Source organism: Rhodoferax sp. (assembly GCF_014859475.1).
Lineage (GTDB): Bacteria > Pseudomonadota > Gammaproteobacteria > Burkholderiales > Burkholderiaceae_C > Rhodoferax.
On sequence record NZ_JACUUE010000069.1, the window covers coordinates 1 to 12,350 of the forward strand.

Genomic DNA, 12,350 nt, shown 5'->3' on the forward strand with positions numbered 1-12,350 from the left:
AGCCGATGATGCCACCCTGCTCGTTGCGCAGCGCGGTGACCGACACCACGGCGGGAAAACGGCTGCCGTCCTTGCGGATGTAGGTGAGCTCGTAAATGTCTTCAATGCCGCGCGAGGCCTTGAACACCAGCGCCTCGAAACCGGGGCTGATGTTGGTCTCGAGTTCGGCGCTCAGGGATTTGGCCCGGGCAACGACCTCCTGCGGGTCGGAAATATCGGCCGGGGTGATCTTGTTCATCACCTCGGCGGCGGTGTAGCCCAGCATGCGCTCGGCACCCACATTGAAAATCTGGATGACGCCCTTGGCATCGGTGGCGACACTGGCAAAAACCGCGCTGTCGAAAATTGCCTTTTGCAGAGCGCTCGCCTCGCGCAGCGACTGCTGCACTGCGTACTCCTTGGAAATATCGCGAATCACCAGCACCGCGCCCACCACCAGGCCGTCTGCGGCGCGGATCGGGGCGCAGCTGTCGGCAATGTCGAATTCGCGCGCGTCGCGGGAAATCAGCACCGTGTGGTTGACCAGGCGCTCGATGGTGCCGTGCGCCAAGGCTGCGGCCACGGGGATGGTGGCCGGCGTTCGGGCATCCTTGGTGACGATGTGAAAGACCTTGTCGATGGGTTGCCCGAGCGCCTGCGCCTGGGTCCAGCCGGTCAGCGTTTCAGCCACCGGGTTGAGCAGCGTGACGCACGCGGCGGCGTCGGTGGTGATGACGCCATCGCCAATCGAGTTGAGCGTGACCCAGAGCTTTTGCTCGCTCTCTTGCAAATGGTGGTTGGCCTGCGCCAGCAGCTGGTTGCTGGTTTCCTGGGCCTGCAGCAAGTGCAGCGTTTCACTGTGCACCAAGTCTTTCACACGCTGCCGGGATTTTTGCAGGATCAGATAGGTGAACAACCCGGCAAGCGCCAGCGCCAGCACGGCGACGGCGGACAAGTAACTAAAAATTGACATGCCCTAGCATACTGAGCGCCGCGGCGGCGTCTGTGTGATGGCGCACAGAACGCATGCCCGCCTGCGCCAATAATGGGTTTGATCTTTTATCAACTGGAGAACTCTCATGAACTTTACGAAACGCATTTCTGCCGCTGTGCTGGTATTGGCCGCCTTGGGCCTGGGTGGCTGCGCCGGCATGACGCATCAGGAAAAAGGCACCGCCACCGGTGCCGTGATTGGCGGCGTTGCCGGCAGTGTGGCCGGTGGTGGCATGCTCGGCACCGCTGCCGGTGCCGCTGTCGGTGGCGTCGTTGGCCACGAAGTGACCAAGTAAAAAACCTTTCGGGCAACCCTTGAAACATCGGGGTTGCCTATGAAAACCGGTAGGTTTAGCAAAAACAGGCCAGGCATCTTGCGATGCCTGGCCTGTTTTTTTTGGCCTACGTCGTCATTAACGTGAAAGAACAGCGTCATTGCGAACGAAGTGACGCAATCCATGACTGCCGAAGACATGGATCGCCACGCTGCGCTCGCGATGACGGTACGCTTTCATCATTTGGGGCGTCGCTCTGGATGCATGCAAGTTAGCGCGTAAGCCGACACATTAAACCTGCGATTTGAAGTAGTTGAATGAATGCACGAAGGCTTCACGCACCTTCTCCATTTCAGTTGTCATGGTTTTCCAGGTATCTTCACTGGCCGCCTTGAGCTCATCGAGCTTGGCGCCGGCCACCTTGGACTGGTGGCGCAGTTTGCGCATTTCTTCCAGATAAGCATCGCGCGCATCGGCTTTGGCTTCGGTGGCTTTGGCTTCGAGCTTGTTCATGTTGGCGTTGAGCTCATCGAGTTGCGACTTCATTTTTTCGATGTAAACATTTTTCGTGGTCATGGTTTTTCCTTGGGTTGAATGAATGGGGGGATCAGGGGGAATCAGCGTGCGATCACCTTGCCGCTGTCGTCTGACAAGACGATTTCGACACGGCGGTTGAGCTGGCGGTTGGCGGCGCTGTCATTGGCGGCCACGGGAAAGGATTCGCCGTAACCACGCATGTCAATGCGCTCACGCGCCACGCCAAGTTCCAGCAAGGCGGTGCGCACCGCGCCGGCGCGGCGCTCCGACAGGCCCTGGTTGTAGTCGGCGGCACCGGTGCTGTCGGTAAAGCCTTCAATCAGCACATTGCGCTGCGGGTTTTGCTGCAGCACATTGGCCAGCTTCTGCGCGCTGCGCATGCCGTCGGCCGTCAGGCGCGAAAGATCGGTGCCAAACAGCACGTCGCCCAGCGTGATGACGGTACCGCGGGCCGTCTTTTTGGCAGCCAGCTCGGCCAACTGGGCTTCGAGCTGCGCAGCATGGGCCTGTGCGTCCTGCGTCTGGCGCTGGGCCTGCTCGGCCGCCAGCTGCGACTGGGCGGCATTGCTTTGCGCCTGCTGCGCGGCCAAAGTGGCTTGCTCGGCGCTGAGTTTGGCTGCATTGGCCTCGTTGGTGCGCGCATCCAGGCGCAATTGGGCGCGCGCCTTGTCGGCGTTGGCGATATCCACCTCGGCCATCTTGCGCTTGGTCACTTCCTGCGCGAGGGCAATTTTTTGCTTGGCCAGGTAAGCCAGGTTGTCGATCTTCTCGTCGCTGCCGCGGTCATTGGCTTGCACATTGGCCTGCGCCATGGCCTGGGTGGCCTGCTTCATCTCAAGCGGTGCATGAGTGGCAATGTTGGGGTTAGCTTGGGCCGCCGTGTAGTCGGTGCGGGTCTGTTCCAGCAGCGATGTCGTTTTGGGGGTCGCGCTGCAGCCGACCATGAGGGCAGCAATGGCCAGAATGATCGGGGCCAAATGGGTTTTTTTCATGATGTTTCTTGTCTTTGTAGGGTTGAATTTATTGGGCGGCGCGATTGAGCTCTTCGCGCAACACGCGAATGTCGTCTTGCAGCACATCGGCGGCGGCCTGCGCCTTGACCGAGCTGGCAGTGCTTTGCGCCAGCTTGGCGTCGGCTTGGGCCTGGTTGGACAGCTCGATGGCCAGCTTGTAGTCCTTGGCCAGCATGGCTTTGTTGGCCAGCGCCAGCTTCTCGCGCGCCGAGGCCATTTCAAGCGGCGCATACTGGGCGCCACCAGCACCTGCAGCGCTGGCAACCGCGGCGTTCGATACCGCCACATCAGCCGTTGCCGGGGTCTTCAAGCTGGTGCATCCCAGCGTGAGCGTAAGGGCAGCGGCAGACATCAAGGCAAGGCCGCCTCGGGTATTTGACTTCATTATGGAACTCCTGTAACAGTTCACCCAAAGCACAATCGCCTTGGCTAAATCAGGTTATAGGCGGCCCAGGCCGACGCGTCTGTTCGCTGGCAGACAGAGCGCGCGGGAGAACTGAAAGCCGAGCCAGACCGGGCTCGATCCATTGCGCATTTGCCATTTGTGATAGGCCAGACGGGGCAAGGCAGGCGGCCTCAGACGCGCTTCGCTTTGCGACATCGGCCACCTGCCTTGCCCCGCCTGTCCTGCGACAGGTGTGAATTGCAACGAAAAAACCGGGGGGTAGGGCTGTGTTTGACCATGCGTCGGCGCTTGTTAGTAAGCGCCAGTCTCAAAGGTGGGCGGTTTTTGGTATTTGCACGCCAGCCAATCACAGCGCGCACAGCAGCGGGTGGGGTATTGGGGCTTGCCGATGTCGCAAAGCGAAGCGCGTCTGAGGCGGGCTCCAATACCCCACCCGCTGCCGCCCAAGGCCACAACCCAATCCAGACCTTTTGAAGGTTTCGCGACGGCTCAACCGGCATTTGCCGCCGGATTCAAAGCCAGCTCCTTGTTGGGCCCCGGCACCGACTTGCGCGCCAGCAAGGTGTACATGGTGGGCACCACAAACACCGTGAGCAAGGTGCCCAGGCTCATGCCGCCCACAATGACCCAGCCAATTTGCTGGCGGCTCTCGGCACCGGCACCGGTGGCAAGCGCCAGCGGCACCGCGCCCAGCACCATGGCGCCGGTGGTCATCATGATCGGGCGCAGACGCTGCGCGGCGGACTGCTGGATGGCCGCCAGCGTGTCGAGCCCCTGCTCGCGCAACTGGTTGGCAAACTCCACGATCAAAATGCCGTGCTTGGTGATCAGGCCGACCAGCGTGATCAGCCCGATCTGGCTGAACACATTGAGCGTGCCGCCCGACCACTTGAGCGCCAGCAGCGCCCCTGCCATCGACAGCGGCACACTGAAGAGGATAACGAACGGATCGACAAAGCTTTCGAACTGCGCCGCCAACACCAAAAAGATGAACAGCAGCGCCAGCGCAAACACCAGCGTGAGGGAATCGGAGGATTTCTTGAACTCGCGGCTGATGCCGTTGAGGTCGGTGGCGTAGCCGGGCTTGAGCACTTTTTGCGCCGTGGCGTCCATGAAATTGAGCGCTTCGCCCACCGAATAATTGGCCGTCAGGTTGGCCGTGATGGTGGCGGCGCGGCGCTGACCGAAGTGGATCAGCTCGCGCGGCACCACCACTTCGCGGATGGTCACCAGACTTGACAGCGGGATCAGCTCGGCGCCCTTGCCGCGCACAAAGATGGCCTCGATGTCGTCGGGCGTGTCGCGCCCACTGGCCGTGGTTTGCACGATCACGTCGTACTGCTCGCCGCCGCGCTTGTAGCGCGTGACCTTGCGCCCGCCCAGCAGGGTCTCGATGGCGCGGGCGATCGCATCGACATTGACGCCCAGGTCGGCAGCGCGCTCGCGATTGACTTCGAGCTTGATCTCGGGCTTGTTCAAACGCAGGTTGCTGTCCACCTGGACGAAGCCGGGGTTTTTGGCGAGCTCTTCCTGGAAAGCCTGCACCGTCTTGTTGAGCTCCTCGTAACTCTCCGAGGTGATGATGACGTATTCAACCGGCTGGCTGCGAAAGCCCTGGCCCAGCGACGGCGGTGTGATCGGTGTGGCGTTGACGCCTGCCAGCGCCGAGAAGCGCGGCGACATGGCGCGCGCCATCTGCAAGGTGGTGCGCTCGCGCTCATCCCACGGTTTGGCCCGGAAAAACACATTGGCCTGCGACACCGTGGGGTTACCGACCGTGGCAAAGATGCGGTCGAACTCGGGGTAGTCTTCGGCAATTTTTTCCACGCCGCGCACATAGCGGTCGGTGTAGGCCAGCGTGGCACCGTCGGGCGCGTTGACGCGCGCCAGCACCACGCCGCGGTCTTCCAGCGGCGCCAGCTCGCGCTTGATGTCACCCAGCACCCACCACGACACCAGGCCGCTGGCCACCATCACCGCCAGCACCAGGTAGCGTCGGCCCAGGGACCAAGCCAGCAGCCTGGCATAGACCTTGGTGACCCATTGCAGCAGGTTTTCCATGTGCGCATCAAACCAGGTGGGGCGCGGGTTGTGCCGCAGCAGCAGCGACGACAACATGGGCGACAGCGTGAGCGCCACGATGCCCGAAATCACCACGGCGCCGGCCAGCGCCAGCGCAAATTCGGTGAAAAGGCGGCCGGTGCGCCCCGGTGAAAACGCCAGCGGCGCATACACCGCCACCAGCGTCATGGTCATGGCCACAATGGCAAAACCGACCTCGCGCGCGCCTTTGATGGCGGCCTGGAACGGCGGCAGGCCCTCTTCGATATGGCGGTAAATGTTCTCCAGCATGACGATGGCATCATCGACCACCAGGCCAATGGCCAGCACCAGCGCCAGCAGCGTGAGCGTGTTGATGCTAAAGCCCGCCAGCGCCATCATGGCAAAGGTGCCGATCAGCGACACCGGAATGGTGATGAGCGGAATCAAGGAGGCGCGCAGCGTGCGCAAGAACACAAAAATCACCAGCGCCACCAGCACGGCGGCTTCGACAATGGTGGTGAACACGGCCTTGATCGACTGGTCAATGAACACCGAGTTGTCGTTGGCCACCTCGATCTGCACGCCCGGCGGCAGGTCGCGGCGCAATTTGTCGAGCAGGCCGCGTACCCCTTTGCTCAGATCCAGCGGGTTGGCGGTGCTTTGGCGCACCACGCCCACGCCCACGGCGTCGCGGCCGTTGAGGCGCACGAACGAGCGCTCATCGACCGGCGCCTCCTGCACGCGGGCCACGTCGCCGATGCGGATCGCCTGGCCGTTCACGTTGCGAATCACCACCTGGGTGAACTCCCGCGGGAACTGCAGGTCGGTGGCGGCGGTCACATTGAATTCGCGCTGGACGCTCTCGATGCGCCCGGCGGGCACCTCCAGGTTGGCGCGGCGCAGCGCGTCTTCGAGGTCTTGCACGGTGAGCTGGTAGGCCGCCAGCTTGCCCGGATCGACCCAGATGCGCATGGCAAATTTGCGCTCGCCGTAAATGTTCACTTCGGCCGCGCCCGGCGCGGTTTGCAGCACCGGTTTGACCAGCGTGTTGGCCATCTCGGAGAGTTGCAAGGCATTGTGGGTGTCAGAGCTCAGCGCCAGGAAAATCACCGGAAACGACTCGGCCTCGACCTTGGCAATGACCGGTTCGTCGATGCCTTGCGGCAGGCGCTGGCGCACCCGCGTGACCTTGTCGCGCACATCGGCGGCGGCGGCATCGGGGTCGCGGCTCAGAGCAAAGCGCACGTTGATTCGGCTGCGCTCCTGGCGGCTGGTGGAGGTGATCACATCGACGCCCTCGATGCCCGAGAGCGAGTCTTCCAGCACCTTGCTGACCTGGGTTTCCATGACCGCGCTGGAAGCGCCGGCAAAGGTGGTGGACACCGACACCACCGGCTCGTCGATCTTGGGGTACTCGCGCACGGTGAGGCTGTTGAACGAGACCGCACCAATCAGCACGATCAGCAGCGAGAGCACGGTGGCAAAGACCGGGCGGCGGATGGAGGTTTCTGCCAATTGCATCGATGGCTTCCGGGTTCAGCGGCTGGCCGACGAAGCAGCAGCACCGGCGGCCTGCGCGGCAGCGCCCCGACCCAATTCAACCACGCGCAGCGGTGAGCCGTCTTTTTGCAGGCGCTGCTGGCCGGCCACCACCACCATGTCGCCCGCGGCCACACCGGCCACAATTTCAACCCTGCCGGAGCGGCGCACACCCAGTTCGACTTCCTGCCGTTGCGAGACAAACCGGACATCAGCCGGTAGCTTGGCGCCGGCCTCAGGCGCGACCACCTTGATCACGAATTGCTTGCCGCCCTGCGGCACGATGGCTTCTTCGGGCACCACCAGGGCCGCGTCGTTGACCGAGAACACCGTGCTCACGCGGGCGAACATGCCCGAGCGCAGTGGCGTCGTCTGGCCCGCACGCGACAGCAGCGCACGCACCCCGAGCGAGCGGCCTTCTGCCTCGATCAGCGGCTCGATGGCTTCAACCACCGCCTTGAAGTTTTGCCCCGGCACGGCATCGAGCGTGAGCTCAACCGCTTGACCAGGTTTGACCTTGCCGCCAAAACGCTCGGGCAGACGGTAGTCCACCAGCATCTGGCGCGCGTCTTCCAGCGCCACCAGGTCGGCGCCGTCCTTGACGTAGTCGCCCACGTTCACCTGCCGGATGCCGGCCATGCCGTCGAACGGCGCGCGCACCGCCATGCGATTGAGCCGCGCCTGCGCCAAGGCCAGCTGGGCCTGCGCCACTTGCAGATTGGCCGCGCTGGTGTCGAGCGTTTGCTGGGCGACAAAATTGGCGGCGACCAGCTCCTTGGTGCGCTTGAAGCTGGCCTGCGCGATGGCCAGCTGGGCCTGCATTTGCTGCACTTCGGCACGCTGCAATTGGTCGTCGAACTGCACCAGGATTTGCCCCTGGCGCACCGCGCCGCCATCCTTGAAGTTGAGCGCGCTGATGCGACCGACCTGTTCCGGGCGCAGCATCACGCTTTGGCGGGCGCGCAAGCTGCCCACCGCCTGGGCATCGTCGCGCAGGCTTTGCACCTCGACCCTGGCCACCTCGACGCCAGCCACCCTGGGTGCACCTGCGGCACTGGCTTTGGCCGCGCTGCCCGCCGCGCCGGTAACAGGTGTTGGCGAATGGGGTCGCGATTGCAGCCACCAGGCCGCGCCACTGGCCAACGCAATACCCAAAACAGCAATCGCCGTGAAAGAAAATTTGGAGGTCATGTAAGTGTTTCAGTCAATGCCAATGAGCCGCGCACCACGCTACTGTAGCGGGACTGGCCAGGCCGCGCTGACCACAATCATGCAAGCCGAATCAAGCCCGGCTTGACGCACCTCTGGCACCATGGCGCTGTTTTGCGGGTTGACGATTTACCGCTGTGCCAACGCGATGTCAACGCCCTTGTTGGCCAGCGCGTCGGCGCGCTCGTTGCCGGGGTGGCCGTTGTGGCCACGCACCCAGAACCACTCGATCTGGTGCGGGCCGCCGTTGACCAGGGCGTCCAGTCGCTGCCACAAATCCACATTTTTGACCGGGGCTTTGGTGGCAGTTTTCCAGCCGCGCGCTTTCCAGCCCGGCAGCCATTCGGTCATGCCCTTGAGCACGTACTGGCTGTCCACATGCAACCTGACTTTGCTCGGGCGTTTGAGGGCACTCAGCGCCTCGATCACGGCCATCATTTCCATGCGGTTGTTGGTGGTGCCGAGCTCGCCGCCAAACAGCTCCCTTTGGGCGTCGGCAGATTTCATCAGTGCGCCCCAGCCGCCAGGGCCGGGGTTGCCTTTGCAGGCGCCGTCGGTGTAAATATCAATCAGATTCAAAACCTTGACCTCATCCTTCATCTTGCAAATCATTGTGATAACCAGCGCGATGAGACCCTGCGCTGTTGGCCACGGAAACCGGCTTGTTGGCCAAAATCCGGGCTGGCTTCCAGCCCGGATTGAGCAGCGTCATGCCGCGCACCCGCTTGACCGCGACCAGGCCATAGACAGCGCCAAAAAACGGCCACCAGCGCGCGCCCGCCTTGTCCATCCAGGCAAAGCGCTGCAGCCACGCCTGGCTGGCCAGGGTTGGCCGGTAGCAGCCAAAATGCCCTGCCTCGATCTCGAAGCTCAGCAGGCGCAGCCAGTCGCGGCACCGCAGGTAACCGATGAACTCGCCGTTTTGGGGCAAAAACAACCGGTTCACGCCCAGGCGCCGGTACAAGTGGCCGCGTTGCTGGCGCAAGCCCCACAAGCTCATGGGGTTGAAGCCACAAATCACCACCCGGCCCTCGGGCACCAGCACCCGGGCCACTTCGCTCAAGGCGGTGTGCGGGTCGGCGGTGAGTTCAAGGGCGTGCGGCAGCACCACCAGATCGAGACTGTTCGAGGGAAAAGGCAGCGCCGCAAAGTCGGTGACAAAAGCGGCTTTTTCATGCGGTTTTTCGGTGGCCAGCCAGCGGTGCGGCATGCGGTTGGCACCCAGCGCATCGAGCTCGGGCAAACCCAGTTGCAGGGCATGAAAGCCAAACACATCGGCCACCGCCCCAGCCATGAAAGCACGCTCCCAAGCCAGGAGATAAGCCCCTGGCGGTGTTGCCATCCATTCGTGCAAACCTATAATTTGTTGAGCCATGAAATTAATTCCAATACCTGCTTTCGACGACAACTACATCTGGATGTTGCACGACGGCCGCCGGGCGTTGGTGGTTGACCCTGGAGATGCCGACCCGGTGCTGGCTGCATTGCAACAAGGCGGTTTGGCGCTGGAGGCGATTCTAGTCACGCACCACCATGGCGACCACACCGGCGGCGTCAAAGTTCTGCGCCAAGGCACCGGCGCGCAAGTGTATGGTCCGGCGCTTGAGCGCATGCCCGAGCCCTTGCAGCGCCTGGGCGACGGTGATGTGATCTGGCCCCTGGGGCTGCGCTTTGAAGTGCGGCTGGTGCCGGGCCACACCGCCGGGCATATCGCCTATGTGGGCCAGTTGCCGGGGCAAGACCCGGTTTTGTTTTGTGGCGACACCCTGTTCAGTGCGGGTTGCGGTCGATTGTTCGAGGGCACGCCGGCGCAAATGCTGGCCTCACTGACCAGCCTGGCGGCCCTGCCCGATGCCACGCGTGTGTGCTGCGCCCATGAATACACCCTGGGCAGCTTGCGCTTTGCATGCGCGGTTGAGCCTGACAATGCCGAGTTGCGCGCGTACCAGGCGCGCGCCAAAGCCCTGCGCGATCAACATTTGCCGACGCTGCCCTCCACCATCGGCCTTGAAAAAGCCGTGAACCCTTTTTTGCGCACCCATTTGCCTGCTGTCGCCCTTGCGGTGCAGCAGCGGGCCCCCAACACGCTTGACCCGGTCGGCGTATTTGCCGCCTTGCGAACATGGAAAGATCAATTTTGAAATACTTATTGTATGGACTGGCCTTGCTGCCAAGCCTGTGGCTGGCAGGTTGTGCAACCAACAACGCGGCACCAGGCAATGCCGCTTCGAGCAGCCCCGCCATGTCCTCCGACAGCGCGCCAGGCCAGACAGCTTATGACGCTGACAGCGCCACGGCCATCTATCCCGGGGGTGGTCTCAAACCGTTGAAAAGCGCCCCATTGAGTTCGCGCAGCGTACAGGCGCTACTGCCCCCCAACGACCTGTGGGAGCGCGTGCGCCGCGGCTTTGCCATGCCCGACCTCGACACCGAGCTGGTGCGCGAGCGCGAGCTCTGGTACAGCAGCCGCCCCGACTACATTGCGCGCATGACCGAGCGCGGCAGCAAATACCTGTTCTTTATCGTCGAAGAGCTCGAGCGGCGCGGCATGCCCAGCGAGCTGGCGCTGCTGCCCTTCATCGAGAGCGCCTTCAACCCGCAGGCGGTCTCCAGCGCCAAGGCAGCGGGCATGTGGCAGTTCATGCCGGCCACCGGCAAGTACTTTGACCTCAAGCAAAACATGTTTCGCGACGACCGTCGCGACGTGATCGAATCGACCCGCGCCGCGCTTGATTACATGGAAAAACTGTACGGCATGTTTGGCGACTGGCATCTTGCGCTGGCGGCCTACAACTGGGGTGAAGGCAGCGTGCAGCGGGCCATCAAAAAGGCACAAAAGGCCGGCACCGGCACCAGCTACAGCGAGTTGACCATGCCCATGGAAACGCGCCATTACGTGCCCAAGCTGCAAGCCGTGAAAAACATTGTGGCCAACCCCGAGTCGTTCAGGGTGGCGCTGCCAGAAATCGGCAACCACCCCTATTTCCAGAGCGTCGAGATCGATCGTGACATTGATGTGGCGCTGGCGGCCAGGCTGGCCGACGTGTCGTTGGACGATTTTCGGGCGCTCAACCCGTCGGCCAGCAAACCGGTTTTGCTGGCCGCCAGCAGCTCCCAGATTTTGCTGCCCTGGGACAACGCCGAACAGTTTCAAGCCAATCTGCAGGCTTACTCCGGTGGGCGGTTGGCCAGCTGGACGGCCTGGGTCGCGCCCACCACCCTCAAGCCCGCCGATGCCGCCAAACGCGTTGGCATGACCGAGGCCGATCTGCGCAGCGTCAACAAGATTCCGTCACGCATGAAAATCAAGGCGGGATCAACCCTGTTGGTTCGGCGTTCAACCCGCTTTGACAACGATGTCACGGCGCAGATTGCCAACAACGGCCGCATCACGCTGGCACCCGAAGTCGCGCTCAAGCGAACGCTGGTAAAAGCAGGTAAAAAAGACAATGTGGCGAGCCTGGCCAAGCGTTACAGCGTGAGCGCCAAGTCACTCGCCAAGTGGAACAAGGTGCGCCCAACCGCCTCTTTCAGGGCAGGGCAGTCGGTGGTACTTTATTTACCTGCAAGCACAAGCCAGGCGCGCAAAAGCAAGGCACGTGGAAAAAGGGCAATTGCCAAAGCGCCAGCCAAGAAGGTTACCGCCAAGAAACCCTTGCAGGTCGCGCGCCAGCCCTGATCAACCGCGCACCGGGTCTTCAGTGCCGGTCCACCAGTGCGTGGGCGATGGTGCCCAGGTCAACATACTCAAGCTCGCTGCCCACCGGCACGCCGCGCGCCAAACGCGTCAGGTGCAGGCCGCGCACCTTGAGCCCTTGGCTGATGACGTGCGCTGTGGCTTCCCCCTCGGCGGTGAAATTGGTCGCCAGAATCACCTCCTGCACGGTGCCATCGAGCGCCCGGTCAAACAGCTTTTTCAGGCCGATGTCGTGCGGCCCGATGCCGTCGAGCGGGCTGAGCTTGCCCATCAGCACAAAGTACAGGCCTTTGTAGGCACCGGTGCGCTCCACCGCCGACTGATCGGCCGGGGTTTCGACCACGCACAGTTGGCTGGCATCTCGGCGCCCGTCCAGGCAGGTGGCGCATACCTGCGCTTCGGTGAAGGTGTGGCAGCGTTCGCAGTGCTGCACCGCTTGCGCCGCATGCGCCAGCGCCATCGAGAGTGTTTGCGCCCCGGCACGGTCGTGCTGCAGCAAATGAAACGCCATGCGCTGCGCCGACTTGATGCCCACACCCGGCAGCCGCCGCAGTGACTGGATCAGGGTTTCAAGCGCGTTGGTGTCGGCCATTTAGCGTAAAAGAATCGTCATTGCGAACCTGCCGTACTCGGCCCGATACCGCACACGGACCTTGAAC

General features: G+C 62.7%; 12 protein-coding genes. 3 read left to right on the forward strand and 9 right to left on the reverse strand.

Annotation, left to right across the window (positions count from 1 at the left end; translation table 11 throughout):
- The coding region (locus IBX54_RS07945) for a PAS domain-containing protein (protein WP_296542129.1) at positions 1-952 on the reverse strand (952 nt) is incomplete at its 3' end.
- Between the two features lie 106 nt (positions 953-1,058).
- On the opposite strand from IBX54_RS07945, the gene IBX54_RS07950 reads away from it, so the two are divergent.
- Complete coding sequence (locus IBX54_RS07950; protein WP_296542130.1) at positions 1,059-1,268, forward strand: glycine zipper 2TM domain-containing protein; 210 nt, start codon at positions 1,059-1,061, stop codon at positions 1,266-1,268.
- A gap of 270 nt (positions 1,269-1,538) precedes the next feature.
- On the opposite strand, the gene IBX54_RS07955 is transcribed toward IBX54_RS07950, so the two are convergent.
- The 7 genes from IBX54_RS07955 to IBX54_RS07985 form a co-directional block, all read right to left on the reverse strand.
- A complete protein-coding gene (locus tag IBX54_RS07955; RefSeq protein WP_296542131.1) occupies positions 1,539-1,823 on the reverse strand; it encodes a hypothetical protein in 285 nt (94 codons plus the stop codon).
- A 41-nt stretch (positions 1,824-1,864) separates the two neighbouring features.
- On the reverse strand, positions 1,865-2,776 hold the full coding sequence (locus IBX54_RS07960) for an OmpA family protein (protein ID WP_296542132.1): 912 nt from the start codon (positions 2,774-2,776) through the stop codon (positions 1,865-1,867).
- A 28-nt stretch (positions 2,777-2,804) separates the two neighbouring features.
- Complete coding sequence (locus IBX54_RS07965) at positions 2,805-3,182, reverse strand: DUF4398 domain-containing protein (protein WP_296542133.1); 378 nt, start codon at positions 3,180-3,182, stop codon at positions 2,805-2,807.
- Between the two features lie 510 nt (positions 3,183-3,692).
- Entirely contained in the window at positions 3,693-6,767 is a 3,075-nt protein-coding gene (locus IBX54_RS07970; protein WP_296542134.1) for an efflux RND transporter permease subunit, read from the reverse strand.
- Positions 6,768-6,782: 15 nt separating this feature from the next.
- Positions 6,783-7,976: an efflux RND transporter periplasmic adaptor subunit gene (locus IBX54_RS07975; RefSeq protein ID WP_296542135.1), complete on the reverse strand. Its 1,194-nt coding sequence runs from the start codon at positions 7,974-7,976 to the stop codon at positions 6,783-6,785.
- Between the two features lie 147 nt (positions 7,977-8,123).
- Positions 8,124-8,573 (reverse strand): ribonuclease HI, encoded by a 450-nt coding sequence (gene rnhA / locus IBX54_RS07980; RefSeq protein ID WP_296542140.1) that lies wholly within the window; start codon positions 8,571-8,573, stop codon positions 8,124-8,126.
- A 10-nt stretch (positions 8,574-8,583) separates the two neighbouring features.
- Positions 8,584-9,369 (reverse strand): class I SAM-dependent methyltransferase, encoded by a 786-nt coding sequence (locus IBX54_RS07985; protein WP_296542136.1) that lies wholly within the window; start codon positions 9,367-9,369, stop codon positions 8,584-8,586.
- Here IBX54_RS07985 and gloB point away from each other — a divergent pair.
- Positions 9,368-10,135: a hydroxyacylglutathione hydrolase gene (gene gloB, locus IBX54_RS07990; RefSeq protein WP_296542137.1), complete on the forward strand. Its 768-nt coding sequence runs from the start codon at positions 9,368-9,370 to the stop codon at positions 10,133-10,135. The two genes, IBX54_RS07985 and gloB, sit on opposite strands and share 2 nt — an antisense overlap.
- Positions 10,117-11,673 (forward strand): transglycosylase SLT domain-containing protein, encoded by a 1,557-nt coding sequence (locus IBX54_RS07995; RefSeq protein ID WP_296542138.1) that lies wholly within the window; start codon positions 10,117-10,119, stop codon positions 11,671-11,673. The genes gloB and IBX54_RS07995 overlap by 19 nt, the downstream gene beginning before the upstream one ends.
- Before the next feature lie 19 nt (positions 11,674-11,692).
- Here the strand turns inward: IBX54_RS07995 and recR are convergent, their stop codons facing one another.
- On the reverse strand, positions 11,693-12,283 hold the full coding sequence (gene recR / locus IBX54_RS08000) for a recombination mediator RecR (RefSeq protein ID WP_296542139.1): 591 nt from the start codon (positions 12,281-12,283) through the stop codon (positions 11,693-11,695).
- Between the last annotated feature and the right edge of the window lie 67 nt (positions 12,284-12,350).

Coding starts and splice junctions, on each gene's coding strand:
- IBX54_RS07955 (WP_296542131.1), bottom strand. CDS start 1,823: ATGACCACGAAAAATGTTTACATCGAAAAAATGAAGTCGCAACTCGAT.
- IBX54_RS07985 (WP_296542136.1), bottom strand. CDS start 9,369: ATGGCTCAACAAATTATAGGTTTGCACGAATGGATGGCAACACCGCCA.
- gloB (WP_296542137.1), top strand. CDS start 9,368: ATGAAATTAATTCCAATACCTGCTTTCGACGACAACTACATCTGGATG.
- recR (WP_296542139.1), bottom strand. CDS start 12,283: ATGGCCGACACCAACGCGCTTGAAACCCTGATCCAGTCACTGCGGCGG.
- IBX54_RS07995 (WP_296542138.1), top strand. CDS start 10,117: ATGGAAAGATCAATTTTGAAATACTTATTGTATGGACTGGCCTTGCTG.
- IBX54_RS07960 (WP_296542132.1), bottom strand. CDS start 2,776: ATGAAAAAAACCCATTTGGCCCCGATCATTCTGGCCATTGCTGCCCTC.
- IBX54_RS07975 (WP_296542135.1), bottom strand. CDS start 7,976: ATGACCTCCAAATTTTCTTTCACGGCGATTGCTGTTTTGGGTATTGCG.
- IBX54_RS07950 (WP_296542130.1), top strand. CDS start 1,059: ATGAACTTTACGAAACGCATTTCTGCCGCTGTGCTGGTATTGGCCGCC.
- IBX54_RS07965 (WP_296542133.1), bottom strand. CDS start 3,182: ATGAAGTCAAATACCCGAGGCGGCCTTGCCTTGATGTCTGCCGCTGCC.
- IBX54_RS07970 (WP_296542134.1), bottom strand. CDS start 6,767: ATGCAATTGGCAGAAACCTCCATCCGCCGCCCGGTCTTTGCCACCGTG.